Source organism: Pseudonocardia yuanmonensis, from assembly GCF_039542425.1.
Lineage (GTDB): Bacteria > Actinomycetota > Actinomycetes > Mycobacteriales > Pseudonocardiaceae > Pseudonocardia > Pseudonocardia yuanmonensis.
In genome coordinates this window covers 184,928-206,230 of the sequence record NZ_BAABIC010000011.1, presented here as the reverse complement: position 1 = coordinate 206,230, position 21,303 = coordinate 184,928, and the positions used below count along the sequence as shown (strand labels likewise).

Sequence of the window (21,303 nt, the reverse complement as noted above, 5' to 3'; positions counted from 1 at the left end):
TCACAGCCTCGGTCCTGCGACACCGAGGAGGGGCGATGACGAGCACGGCACGGTACGACGCGACAGAACTGCGCGCGGCGTTGACGGGGCAGTTGATCGAACCGTCGGACGGGGGCTACGAGGTGGCGCGCAAGGTGTTCAACGCCGACATCGATCGGCGTCCGGCCCTGATAGCGCAGTGCGCCTCGTCCGGTGACGTGGCAGCGGCCGTGTCGTTCGCCCGAACCAACGGACTCGAGATCGCGGTACGCAGCGGGGCGCACAGCATGAGCGGGGCGTCGACGGTCGACGACGGACTCGTCATCGACCTGAGCGCGATGCGTGACGTCAAGGTGGACCCGGCGAAGCGAATCGCTCGAGTTCAGGGTGGGGCCTTGAACTCGGACCTGGACGCCGCGGCACAGGAACACGGTCTGGCGGTCACGGCAGGAATGGTGGGGCACACCGGCCTGGGTGGCCTGACACTCGGCGGAGGTATGGGCTGGTTGTCCCGCAAGGCCGGGCTCACGATCGACAACCTCCTCTCCGCGGAGATCGTCGTGGCCGACGGCCGGACCCTCAGGGTTTCCGAGACCGAACACCCCGATCTGTTCTGGGCCATCAGGGGCGGCGGTGGCAACTTCGGCGTGGTCACCGAGTTCGAGTTCCGGCTGCACGAGGCCGGGCCGATGATCCGCTTCGGACTGCTTCTGTGGCCCTACGACCGGGGTGCGGAAGCGCTTCGAGTTCTTCGCGAGGTCGTTGCAGACCTGCCACCCGATGTCAACGCGATGATCGCTGGTGTGGACGCACCTCCAGCACCCTTCATCCCCGAGGAGCATCACCTCCGGCGCTGTGTCGGCGTCCTTCTCGTGGGCTTCGGGTCGGAGGAGGAGTTCACTGCGGTGGCCGACCGGATCCGCAGCGGATCTCAGCCGCTCATCGACGCGACGATGCCGATGCCGTACACCGTGCTCCAGACCCTGTTCGACGAGTCGAACTGCTGGGGACACCATTACTACGAGAAGTCGTGTCTGCTGGAGGAATTCACGGACGAGGCGATCGAGGTCATTCTCGAGCACCTTCCACGACGTCAGTCGCCTCTGTCGGTTCTGCTGACCTATCGGCTCGACGCCGCCTACTGTGAGCAGGACGAGGACGCGACGGCCTTCGGTGGTGGCCGGTCTCCGCGTTACGCGCTCTTCCTCATCGGCAATGCTCCGGACCCCGCGTTGTTGCCGGCCGAGCGAGCGTGGGCTCGCGACTTCTGGGAGGCGTTGCGGCCGATGTCGATGGGTGCGGGCACGTACGTCAACGGGATGTACGAGTACGAGGAGGACCGGGTTCTCGCGAGTTACGGCGCTGCCAAGTACGCGAGGCTCGCCGCGATCAAGGGCCAGTACGACCCGGGCAACCTGTTCCACCGGAACATCAACATCAAGCCCGCCTGACCCGCAGAGGAACGAACGGCGCTTTCGCTCGCTAGATGTGAGCGAAAGTGCCGTTCGTGCTGCCTACCGGAAGACGACGGTCTTGTTGCCGTGTACCAGCACCCGATCCTCGAGGTGCCAGCGGAAGCCCCGCGCGAGGACCAGGCGCTCGGCGTCCCGGCCCCGCCGGACCATGTCGGCGACGGTGTCGCCGTGGTCGACCCGGATGACGTCCTGCTCGATGATCGGGCCGGCGTCCAGGTCGGCCGTGGCGTAGTGGCAGGTCGCGCCGATCAGCTTCACGCCGCGGGCGTGCGCCTGGTGGTACGGCCGGGCGCCGGCGAACGACGGCAGGAAGCTGTGGTGGATGTTGATCGCCCGGCCGGCCCACTCCTCGCACAGGTGCGCGGGCAGGATCTGCATGAACCGGGCGAGCACGATCGCGTCCGGCTCGTGGGCGTCGACGATCTGGCGGACCTTCTCGAACGACTCCACCTTGCCCTGCTCGCGCCTCCGGTCGCGCGGCGCGGGGAAGGGCACGTGGTGGAACGGGATGCCGTACGCCTTGACCAGCGGCGCGAGGTCCTCGTGGTTGCCGACGACGGCGTCGATCGTCACCGGTAGCTCGCGGGCGGCGACGCGGCCGAGCAGGTCGTGCAGGCAGTGCGGCTCGCGCGTCACGAGCAGGACCGCGTGCTTGGGCACGCCGCTGTCCGTGACCTGCCACGTGGCCTCGGGTCCGAACTCCTCGGCGATGACGGCGAACCGGCTGCGGAGCTCGTCGACGTCGAACGGCACGGAGTCCGCCCGGACGGCCTGGCGGGTGAAGAACCAACCCTCCTCCGCGTCGGCGTGGTAGGCGGCCTCGACGATCCAGGCGCCCGTCTCGGCCAGGAAACCGGCGATCCGCGCGACGATGCCCGTGCGGTCGGGGCAGCTGAAGGTGATGACGTAGCGGCGGTCGGCTTCCGGTTGCACGACGACAAGCGTGCCATCGCGGACGTCAGGCCCGCCGTGGGGTGCACCACGCCCGTCGCCGGCCCGTGGTCACGATGCCCGCGGAGACGGACGTCGGGCCGGTGGTCGTCCGCGCCCGCGTCACCTCATGCGGAGGGGCCCGACACCAGCTCCGCGCCCTCGCGCGCGGCGATCCTGCCGACGAACCGGGCGACGACCTCGTGCACGGCCTCGCGGTCGTGCTCGTTGAGGACGTCGTGCAGGTCCCCGGGGAAGGAGTGGAGCGTCGCGTCCGGCAGCCGCGCGGCGACCTCGTGGGCGTCCTGCACCGGGACCACGGGGTCGGCCTCGCCGTGCACCATGAGCACCGGCACGGCGGGCCGGCCGTCGGCGAGCGCCGAGGCGATCTCGGGCCACGTGGCCGCGAGGGCGAGCAGGGTCTCCCGGCGGAAGCCGCCCTTCCAGGTCAACGGGTCGTGCAGCAGCGCGTGCACGTAGTCCGGGTGGGTGCTCAGGAACTCCGTCGGCTCGCCCTCGGCGGTCTCGGCCGCCCCGGTCGCGAGCTCCTCGTCGACCCACCCCAGCGGGCGCAGCGGTCCGCCGGAGAGCACGAGGGCGTCGGCGGCCCGCGGGTCGCGCAGCCCGAGCAGCATCGTGGTCACGGCCCCGCCCGAGTGGCCGAGGACGACCACGGGTGCGGACGGGTGCCGGCCGCGCACGAGCCCGACCAGCGTGCGCGCGTCGTCCACCCAGTCGTCCCAGGACGGGATCACCGCCCGCTCGCCCTCGCTGCGCCCGTGCCCCACGGCGTCGAGCGCGTGGACCGCGTGCCCGTCGGCGACGAGCCGGCGGGCCAGCGGGTCGTAGAGCCCGACGTGCTCGCCGTAGCCGTGCAGCACGACGACGGCGCAGCGCGCCTCGCCGTCCGGGAGCCAGCTGTCGTGGAATATTCGGCCGGAGCGGCCGTCGAAGTCAGCCATGACGGAAGGGTGCGGGGCGGACCTGTCAGTCCGGTGTCACGCGCCTGGCACCCGCGCCGCGGGCGATCGTCACGGCGGGACGAACTCGAGGATCCGCCCGAGGTCCCGGAAGCCGATCGCGGCGTAGAGGCGCTCGGCCATCGATGTCGCCTGCAGGCTCGCGGTGTGGCGGCCGCGGTCCCGCGCGTCGTGCAGGAGCGCCGTGGTCAGCGCGGTGCCCAGGCCGCGCCGGCGGGCGTGCCCGAGCGTGCCGACGTTGTAGATCCCGCAGTCCTCGCCGTGGTCGTAGGCCATCGCGGCGGCGGCGTTCCCGCCGTCGTGCCGCACGACGACGACGTGGAACGCGGCGTGGTCGGCCCCGGCCAGCAGGTCCGTCGGCACCTCGATCACGCGCAGGTACTCGGTCCAGTCCGCCGCCGCGAGGTCGAGCGACGGGCGCGGGGTCCGCAGGTCGTCGAGGGACATGCCCATCGCCCGCGTGGTCTCGTCGAGGCCGTACCCGCGGCGCTCGAGGTCGGCGCGCATCGCCCGGTCGTCCTCGTGCACCCAGGCCGCGAACCGGCCGATCCCGGCGACCGCGTAGACCTCCTCCATCGCGTCGAGCGCGGCGGCGCGCTCCGCCGGGAGGAGGTCCCGGTCGAGGACCGCGTTGTTGTAGACCCCGCGCTCCGGCCCGTGCGGGAAGACCGCGGCGGCGACGCCCCCGAGGCGGTGCACGGCGGCGCCGGAGGTCCCGCGGGCGTACTCCTCCCAGGCCGCGAGCAGGGTGGCCGTGCCCCCGGCGTACAGGTCGACGTCGGTCGGGGCGGTCACGGGGCGTCCTCCGGGCAGCGGGCGGTCGCCGGGAGGATCCGCTCCCGCCGCCGGCCGGCGCAACCGGGTTGCCCGGTCAGACGCGGGAGAGCGTGTACTCGGTCTCCATCTCCAGCAGGTGGTGGATCTGCTGGGCGACCGACTCCTCGATCTTCCCGCCGATGATCGGCACCTTCACCGTGACGTCGACGTTCACCACGAGCTCGGAGCCCTCGCCGCGCGGGGAGAGCCGCATGGTGCCCCGCGCCCCGGCCGGCATCCCCGGCAGCTCGACGCCGACGGTGCCGTCGTAGCCCTCCCCGGAGCGGGTCCAGGTCTCGTCGCGCTCGATGGTGATGCCGCGCGAGCCGACGAAGGACTTGACCACGCCGGGCAGGTCCTTCTCGTCGATGCCGTGCCGGATCCGGTACTTGGCGCCGTTCTCGTCGCCGGTGTACTCCAGGATCGCCGCGCCCGGACCGCCCATCGTGGCGAGCCGGTCGGCGAGGACCTGACGGTCGACCATGGTGGCGTACACCCGGTCGACCGGAAACGGGCTGGTGGCGCGGAACTCCGTCGGGCGGGACACGGCCGGAGGCTACCCCGCCCGCTACCGTGGCGCCCTGTGCAGACCACCCCCGTCCGGGCCGGCACGCCGCTCGCCCCCCTGACCACGCTGCGGCTCGGCGGACCCGCCGCGCGCCTGATCGAGGCGCCCGACGCCGGTACGGCCGTCGACGCCGTCCGTGCGGCGGACGAGTCCGGCGAGCCGTTGCTGCTGCTCGGCGGCGGGTCCAACGTCGTCGTCGCCGACGAGGGGTTCGCGGGCACCGTCGTGCGGCTGACCGGCGGCGGGATCGCGTTCGAGCGGCGCCCGGACGGGACGGTGCTGCTCACCGTCGAGGCGGGGGAGGACTGGGACGCGGTCGTCGCCGCAACGGTCGCGGAGGGCCTCGGCGGGCTGGAGTGCCTGTCCGGCATCCCGGGCCTGACCGGGGCGACCCCGGTGCAGAACGTCGGGGCCTACGGCGTGGAGGTCTCCTCCCTGCTGGTCGACGTGGACCTCTACGACCGGCGCACGGGTGCCGTCCGCACCCACGTCCCGGCCGCCGAGCTGGGCCTGGGCTACCGCACCAGCGTCCTGAAGAACACCGATGCCGCGATCGTGCTGCGGGTGCGGTTCGCGCTGCCCGGTGGTGGGGCCAGCATGCCGATCGGCTACGCGGAGCTCGCCCGCGCGCTCGGCGTCGACCCCGGGGCCACGGTGCCGGCCGCGGCGGCGCGCGAGGCGGTCCTCGAGCTGCGCCGCGGCAAGGGCATGGTGCTCGACGCCGCCGACCACGACACCTGGAGCGCCGGCTCCTTCTTCACCAACCCGATCGTCGACGACGCGGCGGTCCCGGACCCGGCGATGCCGCGCTGGCCGGCCGGGAAGGGCCGCGCCAAGCTGCCCGCCGCCTGGCTGATCCAGCACGCGGGGTTCGGCCGCGGCCACCAGGGGCCCGGCGGGCGGGTCGGGCTGTCGACGCGGCACGTCCTCGCCCTCACCAACCGCGGCGGCGGCAGCACCGCCGACCTGCTGGCGCTGGCCCGCGAGGTCCGCGGGGGCGTGCGTGAGCGGTTCGGGATCGACCTGCACCCGGAGCCCGTGCTCGTCGGCTGCACCCTGTGACCGATGGTGACGTTTCACCGCCCCGGGGCGTGTGCAACCCCGCCCGCGTCGGCGGTCGTCGCTGTCGGTGGTGACGCGTAACCTCGTCGGTCGGACGCCCGGCGCGGGCAACGTCCGCCGCCCCTCCGCGTCCTGATGTGGGGCGAGGTTTACGTACGGGGGAGGACGATGAGGCGGTTCCTGCTGGTCCTGGCCGTGATCGCGGTCGGGACCGTCGGTGTGGTCACGGCGGCGACGGCCGCCGGGCGCGGCGGCGACACCACGCCGGCGTTGCTGGCGAGGGCGGCGACGCTGGCCTACCAGCCGGCTGCGCAGGCCACCGGGGTGAGCCCGACGTCGCCCGTCACGGTGACGGTGACGGACGGCACCCTCGAGCAGGTCGCGCTGACCAACCCGCAGGGGAAGCAGGTCACCGGCTCGCTGAACGCGGACCGCACCGTCTGGACCAGCGGCGAGCCCCTGGGTTACGACACCGAGTACACCTGGTCCGGCACCGCGAGGGGCGAGGACGGCGTCGGCGTGCCGCTGGCGGGTGGCTTCCACACCGTCGTCCCGACGAAGCAGGTCCGGGGCGTGATCAACATCGGCGACGGCCGGACCGTCGGGATCGCCGCCCCGATCGAGATCCAGTTCAACAGCCACGTCGAGGACCGCGCGGCCGTCGAGCGGGCGCTGAGCGTGCGGACCTCGGTGCCGGTCGAGGGCGCCTGGGGCTGGCTGCCGGACGAGGCCGGCGGCTCCCGCGTGCACTGGCGGCCGAAGGAGTACTGGCCGGCCCACACGACGGTCTCGGTCGCGGCGAAGCTCTACGGGGTCGACTACGGCGGCGGGCAGTTCGGCGCCGCGGACGTGACCAGTGACTTCCGGATCGGCCGCGCGCAGGTCGTCAAGGCGGACGCGCAGTCGTACCGCATGGTCGTGGTCCGGGACGGCGTGCAGGTGGCCGACTACCCCGCGAGCTACGGGCTGGCCGCCGACCCGAACCGCAACACGCGCTCCGGCATCCACGTGGTGACCGAGAAGTTCACCGACAAGCGGATGGTCAGCGAGCAGTACGGCTACGACGTCGTGGAGAAGTGGGCCGTGCGGATGAGCAACAACGGCGAGTTCATCCACGCCAACCCGGCCTCGGCGAACGCGCAGGGCTCCTCGAACGTGACCCACGGCTGCGTCAACCTGTCGCTGGAGAACGCCAAGGCCTACTACGACACGGCCCTCTACGGCGACCCGGTCGAGGTCACGGGCACCCCGGTGCAGCTCTCGGCCAAGGACGGCGACATCTGGGACTGGACCCTGTCCTGGGACCAGTGGCAGCGGCTGTCGGCCCTCTGACCGACCGGCCTGCGGCTCTCCGACCGATCGCGCGGCCGGGCCCGGCGCGCGGTTGGTGCCCGGCCGCCTCGGGTAGGCAGGGGCCATGACCGATCCGTCCGTGAACGACACCGCCGCCGAGCGCGCCGAGACCCGCGCCGAGCCGCTGCCCGAGGAGGCGCGGGTCACCGGGCCGGACGAGGACCGGTACGCCGAGGCCGAGGGCATCCTCGCGGACTCCGAGGAGCGCATCGCCGAGGCCGACGCGGGCCCCGCGCCCTCCGACGCCGCCTACGAGAACCGGCGGTCGGAGGACACCGTCTGAGTCGCCCGGCGGTCAGTCCTCCCGGTAGGCGCGGCTGGCGCTCGCCTGGGCCCGCGGCATGAGCGTGATCTGGTCCAGGTTCACGTGGCTCGGCCGGGTCGCCGCGAAGGCGATCACGTCCGCCACGTCCTCGGCCGTCAGCGGCTGCAGGCCGCGGTAGACGTTGTCCGCCTTCTCCTGGTCGCCCCCGAAGCGGACCAGCGAGAACTCGGTCTCCACCATGCCCGGGCAGATCTCGGTGAGCCGGATCGGCTCGCCGAGCAGCTCCCCGCGCAGCGTGCGGTGCAGCATCGCCTGGGCGTGCTTGGCGCCCGTGTAGCCCGCGCCGTTGTCGTAGGGGGCGAGCGCCGCGATCGAGGTGACCGTGATGATGTGCCCGTCGCCGGAGGCGCGCAGCTTCGGCAGCAGGCCCTGGGTGAGCCGCAGCGTGCCGATCACGTTGGCCTCGAACATCCAGCGCCAGTCGTCCTCGTCCGCCTCGGCGACCGGCTCGAGCCCCTTGGCGCCACCGGCGTTGCTCACCAGCAGCCGGCACTCCTGGACCGCCTCGACGAAGGCGGCGGCCGATGCCTTGTCCGTGACGTCGAGCCGTAGCGCGGTGCCGTCGATCTCCTTGGCGACGGCCTCCAGACGGTCGACGCGGCGGGCGCCGAGCACGACGTGGAAACCGGCCTCGGCGAGGGCGCGGGCGGTGGCGGCTCCGATGCCGGAGCTGGCCCCGGAGACGACGGCGGTGGGACGGTCGGTCATGCCGCGAGCCTAGTTCGCCGCCCCGGACCGGACCGCGTGCCCGTGTCCGCGGTGGACCCGGGCGGCCCGACGGGCTCAGCCGTCGAGGCCGCGCTGGGCCAGCCGGGAGCCGCGCCGCGCCGCCGCCCGCTGCCAGCGGAAGATGCCGAACCCGATGGCGCCGAGCACCGTGCCCGTCACGCAGGTGGTGAACCAGATGTCCAGGGGTCGGTCGGCCACGACGTGGGCGACGAACAGGCCGATCGCCCCGCACAGCCACAGCAGCGTGCCGATGCCCGCGACCAGCGTGACGTCGGTGGTGCTGCGGGGCAGGGGCGGCGGATCGACCACGCGCCGAGCCTAGTCCGCCCCGGCGCTCGCTCCCCGCGAACACGGGGTCGATGTGCCTCGCGCTGTCCTCGGGCGCGCGGGTGCTGGCCACACCGGGGCACACCGCGGGCAGCATCGCCCTCGTGCTCGACGACGCCGGCGTCGTCTTCACCGGCGACCTCGCGGCCGAGTACGAGGGCGGGGTGATCCTGGGGCCGTTCACCACCGACCGCGAGCTCGCCCGCCGGTCCTTCCGGCGGTTCGCCGAGGTCGAGGTCGAGCCGGCGTGCGTCGGGCACGGGCGCCCGATCGCCGGGTCGGTGCTGCGGGCGGCGGCCCGGGCGGCGGAGGTGCCGGACCCGCTCGGGTGATCACGGCGGCGTCGCAACCCGGCCGGATGCCCGCCCGCCCGCCGCTCAAACGCGGCGTTCACCCAGTTCGACCGGGTGGCGCGCGAACCTGGTCCACAGTGCCCGTCGGGTGAGCGGCGCACGGGGCGGACGCCTACCGTGTGCCCGTGCTGGAGCGTCTGTTCAAGCTCACGGAACGCAAGACGACGGTGTCCCGCGAGATGCGCGGCGGCCTCGTCACGTTCGTGACGATGTCCTACATCATCGTGCTGAACCCGCTGATCCTCGGCAGCGTGGCGCCCGGTGACCCGAGCGCGAAGGCGGACGCGCTGGGCAACATCCTGCCGATCGGGCAGGTGGCCGCGGTGACGGCGCTCGTGGCGGGCGTCATGACGATCCTCTTCGGACTCGTCGCGAACCTGCCCTTCGCGATCGCCACGGGCCTCGGCATCAACACCCTGCTCGCGGTCACGATCGCACCGCTGATGTCCTGGCCCGAGGCCATGGGCCTGGTCGTGCTCGACGGCATCGTGATCGTCGTCCTCGCCGTGACGGGCTTCCGGACCGCGGTGTTCAACGCCGTGCCCGCCGCGCTCAAGTCCGCCATCGCCGTCGGCATCGGCGCGTTCATCGCGCTGATCGGGCTCGTCGACGCCGGCTTCGTCCGCCGCCTGCCGGACGCCGCGAACACGACGGTGCCGGTCGGCCTGGGGATCAACGGCTCGATCGCCTCCTGGCCGACCTTCGTCTTCGTGATCGGGCTGCTGCTCACGGGCGTGCTGGTGGTGCGCGGGGTCCGGGCCGGCCTGCTGATCGGCGTGGTCGCCACGACGGTCATCGCGATCATCGTCGAGGCGATCGTCAAGGTCGGGTCCTCGGCCACCAACCCCAAGGGCTGGTCGCTGTCTGTGCCGGCGCTGCCGGACAGCGTGGTCGGCTGGCCCGACCTCTCCCTGGTCGGCGACTTCTCCTTCGGTGCCTTCGGGCGGCTCGACGCGCTGACCGTGATCCTGCTGGTGTTCACACTGGTCCTGGCCAACTTCTTCGACGCCATGGGCACCATGACCGGGCTCGGCCAGCAGGCCGGGCTGACGGACGACCGGGGGCAGCTGCCGAACATCGGCCGGGCCCTGGTGGTCGAGGGCGCCGGCGCGGTGGCCGGCGGCGTCGGCTCGTCGTCGTCGAACACGGTCTTCGTGGAGTCCGCCTCGGGCATCGCCGAGGGCGCACGCACCGGACTGGCCAACGTGCTCACCGGCGTGCTGTTCCTGGCGGCGATGTTCTTCACCCCGCTCTACGCCATCGTGCCGGTGGAGGCGGCGGCGCCGGCGCTCGTGGTCGTCGGGGCGCTGATGTTCCGGCAGGTCGCGGGCATCGAGCTGACCGAGCTGCGGACCGCGCTGCCGGCCTTCCTGACGATCGTGATCATGCCCTTCACGTACTCGATCGCCAACGGCATCGGGGCCGGGTTCATCAGCTACGTCGTGCTGTCCGCGGCCACCGGCAAGGCGCGCCAGGTGCACCCGCTCATGTGGGTCGTCGCGGTGGCGTTCGTGGGCTACTTCGCGGTGGGCCCGCTGCGTGCGCTCTTCGGGTAGTTGTAGTAAACTAACTACATCGTGAGTGCTGTCGCCGAAACCCCGGTCCCTGCAGGTTCCGAGAGAGGTTCCGATTCGGCGCACCCACCGCCGGGAGGCATGTTCGCCTCGCTGCGCGTGCCCAACTACCGGCTCTTCGTCTCGGGCCAGGTGGTGTCCAACGTCGGCACCTGGATGCAGCGGATCGCGCAGGACTGGCTGGTCCTCGACCTGACCCACGGCAGCGCGACCGCGCTCGGGATCGCGGCGGCCCTGCAGTTCGCGCCCACGCTGGTGCTCTCGCTGTGGGGCGGGGTGCTGGCCGACCGGGTGGACAAGCGGCTCGTCCTGGTCGGGATCCAGCTGGCGATGGGGCTGTGCGCGGTGGTGCTCGGCACGGTCGTGCTCACCGGCGTGGTCGCGCTGTGGCAGGTCTACCTGCTGTGCCTGCTGCTGGGCTGCTTCTCCGCGCTCGACGCCCCGATGCGGCAGGCCTTCGTGTCCGAGATGGTGGGGCCGGGTCAGGTCGTCAACGCCGTCGCGCTCAACTCGCTGTGCTTCAACCTCGCCCGGATCGTCGGGCCCGCAGTGGCCGGCGTGCTGATCGTCGCGGTCGGGACGGGCTGGGTCTTCCTGATCAACGCCGTGAGCTTCGCCGCGGTGATCACGGGCCTGCTGCTCATGCGACCGGAGAAGCTGTACCGGACCGAGCGGGTGCCACGGGCCCCGCACCAGCTCCGCGACGGGCTCGCCTACGTCCGGAGCCGGGCGGACCTCATGGCCGTCATGGTGCTGGTCTTCCTGGTCTCGACCTTCGGGATCAACTTCTTCATGACGCTCGCCCTGCTGGCCCGCAACGTCTTCGGGCGCGACGCGGAGGGCTACGGCCTGCTCACCACGCTGCTGGCCGTCGGGTCGGTGCTCGGGACGACGGCCGCCGCCCGGCGCACCCGGAAGCCGCGGCTGCGCCTGGTCGCCGGCGCCGGTGTGGTGTTCGGCGCGCTGCTGGTGGTGGCCGGGCTGATGCCGACGTACCTCGCGGCGGGGCTCGCGCTCGTGCCCGTCGGGTTCGCGGCGCTGATCTTCACCACGGCCGCGAACTCGTCCGTGCAGCTCTCGGTCGACCCGACCATGCGCGGCCGGGTGATGGGGCTCTACATGCTGCTCCTGCTGGGCGGGACGCCGCTGGGCGGGCCGCTGCTGGGGCTGCTGGCCGAGCACTTCGGCGGGCGCGCGCCGCTGGTCGTCGGCGGGATCGTGACGGTGCTGTCCGTGCTGGTCGTCGGCCTGGTCCTGGCTCGCCGATCGGGGATCGCGAACTTCTCCGGATCAAGGGCTTGACGGCGCTACCAAGGTAAGGCTAACTTCATCTTGTCGCTTCGTGGTGGGAGCGGCGCGTCAGTTCGGGAAGGACCAGGCCCTCCGGCTCCGGCCGGGGGCCTGGTTCGTTCTCGGGCTCGGCCAGGCCCCGGGCAGGTCCGGCCGGTGCGACTCCGACCCGACGCCGGCCCTACCGGCGACGGGTGAGACCGACGCCGACGAGGCAGAGTGCGCCGCCGAGCAGCGCCAGGGCCGGTGGGGCCTCGGCGAGCAGCAGTGCCGAGAGCCCAACCGTGATCGGCGGGACCAGGTAGGTGGTCACCCCGAGGCGACCGGCGTCCATCCGCGCGAGGGCGTAGGCCCAGGTGCTGAAGGCGAGCGCGGTCGGGACGAGCCCCAGGTAGGCGAGCCCGGCCGTCGCGCTCCAGTCGGCCGCGACCAGGTCGCGGGCGAGGGGGCCGGCGAACGGCAGGCAGGCGACGGTCCCGATCGCGCAGGCCAGGAACGTCACCTGCAGGGCGGGGAGCCGGCGCAGCACGGGCTTCTGGGCCAGGACGCCGACGGCGTACGTGACGGCCGCGACCACGCACAGCACGATGCCGAGCAGGTCCGAGCCGTCGCCGCCGGCCGTCGACGCACCGATCACCACGGCCCCGGTGAACGCCACGCCCGCCCCGATCACGAGCCACCGCGGGAAGCCCTCGTGCAGCAGCACGCCCGCGAACAGGGCGATCAGGATCGGCCCGACGTTGACCAGCATCGCCGTCGTGCCGGCGTCGACGCGCTGCTCCGCGGCGCTGAGGGCCACGTTGTAGACCGCGAACCAGGCCAGGCCGCACAACACCAGCAGGGCCCACTCGCGGGGCGACGGACGGACCCAGCGGCCGCGGGCGAGGAGCAGGGCGCCGAGCGCGAGGGTGCCGACGGCGAGGCGGCCGAGGGCGAGCGCCCCCGGCTCGTAGGTGCGGCCGACGAACCGGATCCCGACGAACGCGCTCGCCCACGCCAGCACGGTCACGCAGACCGCGGCCAGGGCACCCCGGCGGGGTCCGGCGGGGGTCGCGTGCTCGGTGGCCGGGGCGGCGGTGGCCGCGGGGTCGGTCGTTCCGGTGGTGAGGTCGTCGGTGGTGAGGTCGTCGGCGGGGACGATCGGGTCGGCTGCCGGGACGTCGGGGTCGGTCGTCGCGGCGTCCCGGGCGGATTCGTGCACGGCTCAACGCTAGGCCCCCGGTCCGACCGGTCTCGCGCGGATTTCCGCCAGGGGGTTGCGGACCGAGCGAAGGGTAGGCTAACTTCAGTACGTCGCTTCGTGGTGGGAGCGGCGCGTCAGTTCGGGAAACGAGTGGGCCCCGGCCGGATCGGCCGGGGCCCACTCGCGTCGGAGGGTCCTCCGCACCGGTCGTTCCGCGTCAGAGGTCGTACTGGCGGACCCAGTCGACCTCCATCCGGGACTCGCGGACCTCGCCACCGTGCGGGAACCAGTCCAGCTGGATCGTCAGGTGCATCGGCCCCGGCGGCAACGTCTTCCTGTCCTCCGTGCGCCACCACTCCTCGCCGTCGACGAACGCCGCGATGTGGTCCGGCGTCCACTCCACCGCCCAGTTGTGCCACTGCGTGGCGTCGATCTCCACGCTGCCGTGCAGCTGCGAGTTGTCCGAGCCGTAGTGCAGGAACATGTCGGTGCTCTGCCGGTCGGGGTCGGACATCTCCATGAAGTCGACCTCGCCGCCCGAGGGCCAGTCCTCGGCGTCGGGCCAGAGGAGCAGCAGGGCGTGGTAGCTGCGGTCGCTCTCCGGGGCGCGGACGCGGCCCTCCCAGCGGCCGTACTTCTGCCCCGGGTTCCAGGCCATGCCACCCGTGGTGCCGTCCGGTGAACCGGTGACGACGAGGACTCCGTTCTCGATCGAGAACGCGTCGGGGGAGCGGCGGCCCTTCCCGCCGTGCCCGGCGCCGTCGTAGAGCCCCCAGCCGTCCAGGCCGTCGCTGAAGTCGTCCACCCGGTTCAGGGTGCCCCAGCCGAGGGTCGCGGCTGCGGTACGGCCCTCGCCGGTGCGGGTGAGGCGGCCGGTGGTACCGGTGGTGGCGCGCCGGCTCGGGCTCAGAGCGGAGTCGCGGGTGGCACCGTCCTGCGCGGCGCGGCTCCGGGCGGGGCCGAGGGTCGCGGGGCGGCGTGGCGGGGCCGGGATCCGGCGAACCCGCTCGCCCCCGCTGTCGGCGCGCTCGGCCGCCGTCCGGACCACCGGGAGGTCGGCCGGCGAGGCCGCCGCCCCCGGCCCGACGAGACCGAGCACCGCGGCGACCCCGGTGGCCAGGAGGCGCGCGAGGTGGGCGGTCAGGTCGATGGGGGGCACGGCCTCACTCCTCGGTCACTGCGCGAAGCTGACGTGGACGTGGTCGAAGTGGCCGCCGGTGACGTCGCTCGTGTCGTAGACGCTGCTCGTGTAGGGCCGGCCCCAGCCGCCCTCGTCGGTCACCGAGGGGTCCCAGTAGCGGCCCTGCCAGATCAGGTACGCGACGGCGAGCGGCCCGGCGTGCGTGCGCAGGTGGTTCGCGACCGCCCAGCCGGCGGCCAGCTCGTCGCCCTCGGGGAAGGCCCCGGCGGTGCCGGGGAAGAAGTCGCAGGCGCGGCCCTGCGGGTGGTCGCTGCGCGGGTTCCAGGCGTGGGCGTCCCAGCAGCCGGCCGAGCGGATCGCGGGGCCGCTGCCGAGGGGGCCGAACGCCGCGGTCACCGCCGCGACGCCGTGCCGGGTCGCGCCGGTGACGCAGCCGTCGCCGCCGGTCGGGTCGGGCGGGGTGCAGGCGGTGCGGCCGCCCGTCCACGCGGTCGGTGCGGCGGCGGGGACGGCCCGGTCGCGGGCTCCGGTCACGGCCTTGCGCAGGGCGTCCGGACAGGCGGTCGCGCAGCTGCCGGCCGGTGCGGGCCGGCGGAGCATCCTCGCGACGCCCGTGCGCAGGGCCGAGCAGGTTCGCCGCAGGTCGGTGACCGGGCGGGCTCGTCCGCGGACCGGGCGGCCACCCGTCGGACGACACCCGCACGGGCAGGCGCGAGCTCCGGGCACTGCTGCGCCGCCACCCGCTCGACGAGGGGTGCGCGGGTGGGGGCGGGGACCACCCGGACGTCGTCGACATCGGGCTGCTCGGACGACCCGGTCCCGGTCGGTCCTGCTTCGGCGGCGGCGAGGTGGACGGCGGGGGCCGGCGGGCTCGCGCTTGCGAGTCCCGCCGCCACGAGCGCGGCGGCGAGCAGCAGGCGGAACACGGGCTCATCCCTGCCGGCCGGCGGTGGTGGTCATGCCGACCGGCCCCCGACCTCGAGGAGCCGGATCCCGCGGACGGGACGGAGATCGGGGTGCGGGCCGGCGCCGACGCCCCGGTCAGGCGATCCACCGGTGACCGTCGGCGCAGCGTCGGACGGGGACAGGATCGGCTGGACGCGGGTGGAGGCGGCAGGGACCGCCGGTGTGGCCCCTGGCACCTCGACCGCCGCCGAATCCGCCGGCCGGAGGTGTTCGGGGCCCGGGTGCGAGGGGACGGCGATCGAGGTCAGGGGGCCGTCGGCGCCGACCGGGACGAAGGCACGGTACGACGTGAACGGGCGCTCTCCGCCGGCCGCCGGTCGTGCGGGTGGCGGGACCGGCCGGGATATCGCGCTCGCCGCGGGACGGCCGAGCCTGCCCGAATCGGCGACCGCCCGCGCCAGGCGTGCGACGGCGTCGAGGTAGGGCCGCAGGGCACGCGGGAGCCGCTCGCGCGGCGTCCCGAGCAGGCCCGCGGCCTCGCGGTACGGGTCGACGATCCCGCGCCACCGTCCCACGTGCGGTAGCAGGACGACCGCGGACCAGCCCGGGCCGAGCTCGTCCAGCCGCTCGGGGTGCCGGCGGTCGGCGCCGTCGACCGTCACGGCGAGCACCGGCGGCACCGCGGTCGGATCGACGAGGTCGGCGATCCGCACCGCCCGGTCCAGCGACTCGGCGCTGCTGCGGCAGACCACGATGTCGGCCTCGGCGCCCGCGCCGGTCCCGCTGTCCCGGCCGTGCAGGGCGAGGGCGAGCGTGGTCGTGCCGACACCACCGGACACGCCGGCGACGGACGGTGGACGGAAGCCGGTCATCGCATCTCCAGGGGAGCGTCGTCGAGGTCGGTCTCGAAGGCCGGGCCGGGGGCCGGGTCGGGATCGGTGGCGGGCGGGTCGGGGGCCTCGTCGTCGAGCTCCTCCTCGGCGTCCACGACGAGCCGGTCGCCCTCCACCCGGACGGCCACGCCGATGCGCACCCACCGGCCGGGGAGCCCACGCCACCCGCGGGCGGCGGGGGCGGGTGCGGCGGCCGGGACGGCGGGCCCGTCGTCCGGGTCGTCCCCGGGGCCCGCGCGGCCGCCGGGGACCCGGCGGTAGGGGGTGACGCGGACCCGGACGTCGACGAGCACGCGGCCCTCGCCGTCCGGCCGGACGAGCCCGGGCAGGGCGAAGTCGGCGCGCTGCCGGCCGTGCCCGGACCAGCCGAGTCGGACCGGCCGGCGGTCGGCCAGGTAGTCCCCGAGCACGGCGGCGCGACGGTCGGGGTCGTCCTCGTCCCAGGAGAGGTAGTCGGCGGCGAAGGCGGCGGCCAGCGCGGCTGCCTCCGCCGGGTGCGGGACGGGGTGCCCGGCTCCGGCCAGGTCCGGAGCGGGCCCGGTCGGTCGTGTGCCGACGCGTGCCGGTGGAGCCGGGCTCCCGTTCCACTCGGCCGGCTCGAGCCCCCCTCGCAGCGTCGGAGATTCGGCCGTAGTGACGGACCAGGCCGCGGCGACGGCAGGTGAGCCGGCGTCGGGCCAGCTGCGGTGCGCGCCCGTCGCGGGGTCGGCCGTGATCGGCGGGAAGCCGTGCGGGTCGGTCGGCGGGTCGACGGGGGCGTCGGGCCGGTCCCGGTCGCGTCGCGGTGGTGCGAGCAGGTCCTCCGCGCGCCGCGAGAGCCGTGCGTGGCTGGTGGCGCTGCCGGGGACGATCTCCCGCGGCGCCCCGGCCGGGCGGCCGAACATCCGGAAGGCGGCCACGTCACCGCCTCCCGGGCATGCGGACTGGAGACATCGCTCCCTCTCGTGGGCGGGCGCTCCCGCCCGCGGAGGGCCGCGGGTTCGGCGAGCGAAGGACCGGCTGTGCCTTAAGGCGGGTGGCCGGTGGGACGAGAGGAACCCTAGGAATGCACGGTGCCGCGGCGAGGCGGAACGGAGCAGGAGTTCACTATCGCGAACACCCGGTGCTCACCGCCGGCGCACACCTCTCGACCCGCGCTGCCGGAACTCCGACTCGCGAAGGGGCGGCGTGTCGCCGAACGCCGGGCTCAGGCGGGGAGGGCCCAGGTGTGGACGGGCTCGTTGGCCTCCGAGGCCTCCAGGTACCGCTCCAGCATCCCGGTCAGCGCACCCTGCCGGCTCGAGCCGCGGGCCTCGAGCGCCGCGACCGTGTCGAGCTGCCATGTCGCGCCCGTCCGGCCCGTCACGCACCGCCGCTCGACGACCGTCAGGTACCGGTCCCGCACGGCCGAGCTCACGCCCCACCGGGCCAGGCCCTCGTGGGCGAGCGGGAGCAGCTTGCGCAGGGCCAGCTCGTCCGGCTTGATCCACCCCGTGCCCGGCCAGTAGAGCGGCGCCTCCATGCCGTGCCGCGCGGCGGTCGTGAAGTTCTCCTCGGCCGCCTCGAAGGACATCGACTGCCACAGCGGCTGGTCGGCCTCCACGAGCACGCGCAGCAGCCCGTAGAAGAACAGCGCGTTGGCCACCATGTCGACCGCGGTCGGCCCGGCGGGCAGCACCCGGTTCTCCAGCCGGATGTGCGGCTGCCCGTCCGCGACGTCGTAGACCGGCCGGTTCCACCGCCAGATCGTGCCGTTGTGCAGCTTGAGCTCGTCGAGGTCCGGCACCCCGCCGTTGCGTAGCGTCGTCATCGGGTCGGAGTCGCCAGGGAACGGGACGATTCCCGGGAAGTACCGCGCGTTCTCCGCGAACAGGTCGAGCACCGAGGAGATCCAGCGCTCGCCGAACCACACCCGCGGCCGGACGCCCTGGTTGCGCAGCTCGACCGTCCGGACGTCGCAGGCCTGCGTGAACAGCGGGATCCGGGTCTCGGCCCACAACCGCGAGCCCAACAGGAACGGCGAGTTCGCCCCCAGTCCGAGCTGCACGCCGGCCAGGCACTGCGCGGCGTTCCAGTACGCCGGGAAGGAGCTCGGCGACACCTGCAGGTGCAGCTGCATCGACGTGCAGGCGGCCTCGGGGATGATCGTCTCGAAGTCCGCCGTGAACCGCTCCGGCGCCACGGCGTGCAGCCCGCCCGGGTCCCCGCCCGAGATGTCGACGTGGATCGGCTCGCCCCGCGCCGCCAGCATCTGGTCGTTGAGGACGGCGTACCGGTCGTCGGCGGAGATCGACTCGGCGACGAGGTGGCTGCGCTCCAGCGTCGGCAGGATCCCGATCATGGCGAGCTGGGACTTGCAGTCCCGCGCCTTGGCCCGCGCGACGGCCAGCTCGTCGAGCAGCTCGTGCTCCAGGTGCCGCCACTGGTCACCGGGCAGCGGGCGCGGCGGGAGGTTCAGCTCGATGTTCCAGCGGCCGAGCTCGGTCTGGAACTCGGAGCCGCCGATGGCATCGAGGACGTCCTTGCCGGTCATCGCGGGACTCAGCGAGCCGTCGACCAGGTTCAGCTCGACCTCGATACCGGTCATCGGGTCGTCCTCGGCGAACGGGTGCTCCCGCAGCATCGTCGTCAACGCCTCGAGGCAACGCTGCACCTTGGCTCGATACCGCTGGCGTTCCCGCCGACTGAACCGGGTCCGGTCGACGTCCTGGCCCATGCTCTCCCGATGCCTCCTAGCTGCCGGTCCGCCCGCGGCGGCTCTCCACCGTGACACATCCCCGGATGCGGCGGTACCGGCTGACCGGGCGACCCCGTGCGACGAACGGCAGACCACCTGGGACGATCGGTCGCCGTGGCCATCATCACCGCGATCGGCGACCCCACCGACCCCCGGCTCGACGACTACCGCGACCTCACCACCGCCGACCGCCGCCCCGACCGCCCCGGCGGCCGCGGGCTCGTGATCGCCGAGGGCGTGGTCGTCGTCCGACGTCTGATCGAGTCCCCCTATCCCGTCCGGTCCCTGCTCGGGGTACCCCGTCGGATCGAGGAGCTCACCGCCGATCTCGCACATCTGGACGTCCCCGCCTACGCGACGGACGCGGACACCATGGCCACCACCGTCGGCTTCCACCTCAACCGCGGGGTGCTCGCGGTCGCGGACCGCGCCGCGCCGGTCGACGCCGGCGAGCTCGCTCGGACCGCCCGCGTCCTCGCCGTGTGCGAGGGCGTCAACGACCACGAGAACCTCGGGTCCCTGTTCCGCAACGCCGCGGCCCTCGGCGTCGACGGCATCCTGCTCGGACCGCGCTGCGCCGATCCGCTGTACCGGCGGTCGGTGCGGGTGTCGATGGGGCACGTGCTGCGGGTGCCGTTCGCGGCCCTGCCCGACCCGTGGCCGCAGTCGCTGGACCTGCTGCGGGAGGCCGGTCTGCGGGTCGCCGCGCTGACGCCGGCGCCGGACGCGGTCCCGATCTCGGCCGCCGGGTTGGCGGGGGAGCGGGTGGCGCTGCTGCTGGGGGCCGAGGGGCCGGGTCTGACGCCGGAGGCGCTGGCCGCGGCCGACGTCCGGGTGCGGATCCCGATGGCCACGGGCGTCGACTCTCTCAATGTCGCAACGGCTGCCGCGGTGGCCTTCCACGCGGTGTCCGCGCCCGTACCCTGATCACGTGCACCTCGCTGCGGGGGGTCAGGTGGTGCTCGGTGAGCGGCGGCCGGGCGATGCCGTGCTGCCCGCGGACCTCACGGCCGACCTGCAGCAGTGGGGCGCGGTCGCGGCCAGCATCCGCGGGATCGAGGTACGGCCCGAGCAGCAGGACATCGTCAGCAGGCGCGGGCGCCAGCTGGCCGGGCGGGTGTCCGACGTCCTGGGCAGGCCTGTCGAGTACGTCGACCCCCTGACCGGGGGCATCGACCTGGTGCACGGCCGCACCACCGAACCGGTCCCGCTCGTCCCCCCGCATCCCGACGAGCCGACACCCTGGGCGACCGGGCTGGTGGTCGCGGCCTTCTTCGCGGTGCTCGCGGCGATCGGCGACATCACGCTCAGCCGGGCCTTCGGCGAGGCGTTCGGGCTGCTCTGGATCCCGGCGAACGTGCTGGTCGTCGGCGGTCTCGCACCCTCGCTCTGGCTGATCCGTCGGCTGCCCTTCTGGCGCTGGATCGGGCTCGGCGTGGCGGTGGGGCTCGGGGTGGCGTGGGTGGTGCTGCTGCTCGGGCAGTTCCTCTGACCCACGCCCGGCTCTCCGGTGGCCGCACATCCCCGACGACGTCGCACACCCCGTCGAGGAGTTGTGCGACAGCGTGATCGGTGTGCGGTGCGTTCTTCCAGGCTGCAGTGCGCCAGGGCGATGATTCCTCGGGCCGCTTCCGGGCCGTTCTTACCGACACCCAGCAGTCCGTCGCGACGCCTGCGCCGGTGGGGACACCCTTGAGCCCACCTTTGCAATGCCCGCGGATCCGCGTGCGGCGCGGAGCGGCCGACCCATGATCACTACTTGGGACCGCAATCCGCCCGATTCGGCGGGTCAGCGGTCACAGATGACGATCTTGGGCACGACATGCCCTGTCACGTGAGCCGTGCCCTTCCCGCCGATCGTGCCCGCCATCCGACGCTCGCAAATCGCGCTGCCAGAACTCCCGACTCGCGGTGCACGAACTCGCGACTCGCGGTGCAGGATCTCCCGACCGTGAGGACCGGAGAGCGGTCGCTCCTCAGCGGCCGCGGACGCCCAGCAGCACCTCGTCCCACGACGGCATGACCGGCTTGCCCTTCTTGGTGCGCTTGGCGGGGGCAGCCTGGTCGCTCCCGGTCCGGCCGGCGGGGCGCGCCTCGGCGGCCGGCGCCGGAGCGCTCTCGTCCTCTGCCGAGCTCGGGGCGGAGGGCTCGTCGGGCGCCTCGCCCACGGCGGGTGTCCGGTCGCGCTGCTCCTGCTGGGCGGGCCGCGCCGTGTCCTTCGCAGCCGTGGCCTTCGCAGGCGCAACCTTCTCGGAGTCCGTGTCCTTCGCCGGCTCTGCGGTCTTCCTGGCGTGTGCGTCCTGCGCCGGGTTCGTGGCCTTCTTCGGGGCCACGTCCTGCGTCGAGTCGGACGCGTCCTTCCCCGGAGCCGCGCCGGCGCTCGCCTTCTCCTGCGCCGGCCCGTTGCCGCGCGTGGTGCTCGAGGCGGTGCCCGACCGCACTGCTGTGCCGGCCGACGGCTTCGGGGTCTCGGCGGCTGCCGCCGGCTCGTCCTGCCCGGCCTTCTCCACGGGGTCGGCCGAGCGCTCGCGCCCCGCCGAGTCCCGCTCGCGCGGCGCGGACTCCGCGAAGGCGCCCTCACGGCCGATGGATCCGACAGCGGCGGTGCGCTCGTCCTCCGGGTCGCCGACACGCCGCACCGACGCCGACCCGATCGAGGCCGAACCCGCCCCGCCCGACGCCGAACCCGCCCCGCCCGACGCC

At 73.9% G+C, this 21,303-nt stretch carries 21 protein-coding genes and 1 pseudogene; 9 read left to right on the top strand and 13 right to left on the bottom strand.

Features of this window, described 5'->3' with window-relative positions; translation table 11 throughout:
• The first annotated feature begins 35 nt into the window (after positions 1–35).
• Positions 36–1,430, top strand: coding sequence for an FAD-binding oxidoreductase (locus tag ABD990_RS18095; RefSeq protein WP_345381735.1), 1,395 nt, complete (start codon positions 36–38; stop codon positions 1,428–1,430).
• 63 nt (positions 1,431–1,493) lie between these two features.
• Here the strand turns inward: ABD990_RS18095 and purU are convergent, their stop codons facing one another.
• The 4 genes from purU to ABD990_RS18075 all read right to left on the bottom strand — a co-directional run bounded on the left by purU (position 1,494) and on the right by ABD990_RS18075 (position 4,727).
• Complete coding sequence (purU, locus tag ABD990_RS18090; RefSeq protein WP_345381734.1) at positions 1,494–2,387, bottom strand: formyltetrahydrofolate deformylase; 894 nt, start codon at positions 2,385–2,387, stop codon at positions 1,494–1,496.
• Positions 2,388–2,512: 125 nt separating this feature from the next.
• Positions 2,513–3,346 carry an alpha/beta fold hydrolase gene (locus tag ABD990_RS18085; RefSeq protein ID WP_345381733.1) on the bottom strand — a complete coding sequence of 278 codons (834 nt, stop codon included), beginning with the start codon at positions 3,344–3,346 and terminating at the stop codon, positions 2,513–2,515.
• 69 nt (positions 3,347–3,415) lie between these two features.
• Entirely contained in the window at positions 3,416–4,159 is a 744-nt protein-coding gene (locus ABD990_RS18080; protein WP_345381732.1) for a GNAT family N-acetyltransferase, read from the bottom strand.
• A gap of 76 nt (positions 4,160–4,235) precedes the next feature.
• On the bottom strand, positions 4,236–4,727 hold the full coding sequence (locus tag ABD990_RS18075) for a DUF2505 domain-containing protein (RefSeq protein WP_345381731.1): 492 nt from the start codon (positions 4,725–4,727) through the stop codon (positions 4,236–4,238).
• 36 nt (positions 4,728–4,763) lie between these two features.
• Here ABD990_RS18075 and ABD990_RS18070 point away from each other — a divergent pair, with 36 nt between their 5' ends.
• From ABD990_RS18070 to ABD990_RS18060, 3 genes are all read left to right on the top strand, one after another.
• Positions 4,764–5,810 carry a UDP-N-acetylmuramate dehydrogenase gene (locus ABD990_RS18070; RefSeq protein ID WP_345381730.1) on the top strand — a complete coding sequence of 349 codons (1,047 nt, stop codon included), beginning with the start codon at positions 4,764–4,766 and terminating at the stop codon, positions 5,808–5,810.
• A 168-nt stretch (positions 5,811–5,978) separates the two neighbouring features.
• Positions 5,979–7,142 (top strand): L,D-transpeptidase, encoded by a 1,164-nt coding sequence (locus ABD990_RS18065; RefSeq protein ID WP_345381729.1) that lies wholly within the window; start codon positions 5,979–5,981, stop codon positions 7,140–7,142.
• An 85-nt stretch (positions 7,143–7,227) separates the two neighbouring features.
• Entirely contained in the window at positions 7,228–7,446 is a 219-nt protein-coding gene (locus ABD990_RS18060) for a hypothetical protein (protein ID WP_345381728.1), read from the top strand.
• Positions 7,447–7,458: 12 nt separating this feature from the next.
• Here the strand turns inward: ABD990_RS18060 and ABD990_RS18055 are convergent, their stop codons facing one another.
• On the bottom strand, positions 7,459–8,196 hold the full coding sequence (locus ABD990_RS18055; protein ID WP_345381727.1) for an SDR family NAD(P)-dependent oxidoreductase: 738 nt from the start codon (positions 8,194–8,196) through the stop codon (positions 7,459–7,461).
• A 75-nt stretch (positions 8,197–8,271) separates the two neighbouring features.
• Positions 8,272–8,526 carry a DUF2530 domain-containing protein gene (locus tag ABD990_RS18050; protein ID WP_345381726.1) on the bottom strand — a complete coding sequence of 85 codons (255 nt, stop codon included), beginning with the start codon at positions 8,524–8,526 and terminating at the stop codon, positions 8,272–8,274.
• 50 nt (positions 8,527–8,576) lie between these two features.
• Here ABD990_RS18050 and ABD990_RS18045 point away from each other — a divergent pair, with 50 nt between their 5' ends.
• The 3 genes from ABD990_RS18045 (at position 8,577) to ABD990_RS18035 (ending at position 11,773) form a co-directional block, all read left to right on the top strand.
• Positions 8,577–8,876 carry an MBL fold metallo-hydrolase gene (locus tag ABD990_RS18045; RefSeq protein ID WP_345381725.1) on the top strand — a complete coding sequence of 100 codons (300 nt, stop codon included), beginning with the start codon at positions 8,577–8,579 and terminating at the stop codon, positions 8,874–8,876.
• A 200-nt stretch (positions 8,877–9,076) separates the two neighbouring features.
• The gene (locus ABD990_RS18040; protein ID WP_345381768.1) at positions 9,077–10,453 is read left to right on the top strand and encodes an NCS2 family permease; all 1,377 of its coding nucleotides are present in this window, start codon (positions 9,077–9,079) and stop codon (positions 10,451–10,453) included.
• 99 nt (positions 10,454–10,552) lie between these two features.
• Positions 10,553–11,773, top strand: coding sequence for an MFS transporter (locus tag ABD990_RS18035; protein ID WP_345381724.1), 1,221 nt, complete (start codon positions 10,553–10,555; stop codon positions 11,771–11,773).
• A gap of 169 nt (positions 11,774–11,942) precedes the next feature.
• Here ABD990_RS18035 and ABD990_RS18030 read toward each other — a convergent pair whose 3' ends face one another.
• From ABD990_RS18030 to ABD990_RS18005, 6 genes are all read right to left on the bottom strand, one after another.
• A complete protein-coding gene (locus tag ABD990_RS18030; RefSeq protein ID WP_345381723.1) occupies positions 11,943–12,962 on the bottom strand; it encodes a DMT family transporter in 1,020 nt (339 codons plus the stop codon).
• Between the two features lie 199 nt (positions 12,963–13,161).
• Complete coding sequence (locus tag ABD990_RS18025) at positions 13,162–14,103, bottom strand: glycoside hydrolase family 16 protein (protein ID WP_345381722.1); 942 nt, start codon at positions 14,101–14,103, stop codon at positions 13,162–13,164.
• Between the two features lie 15 nt (positions 14,104–14,118).
• Positions 14,119–14,685: a VldE C-terminal domain-containing protein gene (locus tag ABD990_RS18020; protein WP_345381721.1), complete on the bottom strand. Its 567-nt coding sequence runs from the start codon at positions 14,683–14,685 to the stop codon at positions 14,119–14,121.
• Between the two features lie 356 nt (positions 14,686–15,041).
• Complete coding sequence (locus tag ABD990_RS18015; RefSeq protein WP_345381720.1) at positions 15,042–15,863, bottom strand: hypothetical protein; 822 nt, start codon at positions 15,861–15,863, stop codon at positions 15,042–15,044.
• On the bottom strand, positions 15,860–16,783 hold the full coding sequence (locus ABD990_RS18010; RefSeq protein WP_345381719.1) for a hypothetical protein: 924 nt from the start codon (positions 16,781–16,783) through the stop codon (positions 15,860–15,862). The genes ABD990_RS18015 and ABD990_RS18010 overlap by 4 nt, the downstream gene beginning before the upstream one ends.
• A 287-nt stretch (positions 16,784–17,070) precedes the next feature.
• Entirely contained in the window at positions 17,071–18,579 is a 1,509-nt protein-coding gene (locus ABD990_RS18005; protein ID WP_345381718.1) for a glutamate-cysteine ligase family protein, read from the bottom strand.
• A gap of 135 nt (positions 18,580–18,714) precedes the next feature.
• Here ABD990_RS18005 and ABD990_RS18000 point away from each other — a divergent pair, with 135 nt between their 5' ends.
• Both ABD990_RS18000 and ABD990_RS17995 read left to right on the top strand, forming a co-directional pair.
• Entirely contained in the window at positions 18,715–19,527 is an 813-nt protein-coding gene (locus ABD990_RS18000) for a TrmH family RNA methyltransferase (protein WP_345381717.1), read from the top strand.
• 4 nt (positions 19,528–19,531) lie between these two features.
• Complete coding sequence (locus tag ABD990_RS17995) at positions 19,532–20,092, top strand: DUF2537 domain-containing protein (RefSeq protein WP_345381716.1); 561 nt, start codon at positions 19,532–19,534, stop codon at positions 20,090–20,092.
• A 484-nt stretch (positions 20,093–20,576) separates the two neighbouring features.
• Here ABD990_RS17995 and ABD990_RS17990 read toward each other — a convergent pair.
• Positions 20,577–21,303: pseudogene (locus ABD990_RS17990) on the bottom strand (hypothetical protein); the annotation flags it as partial.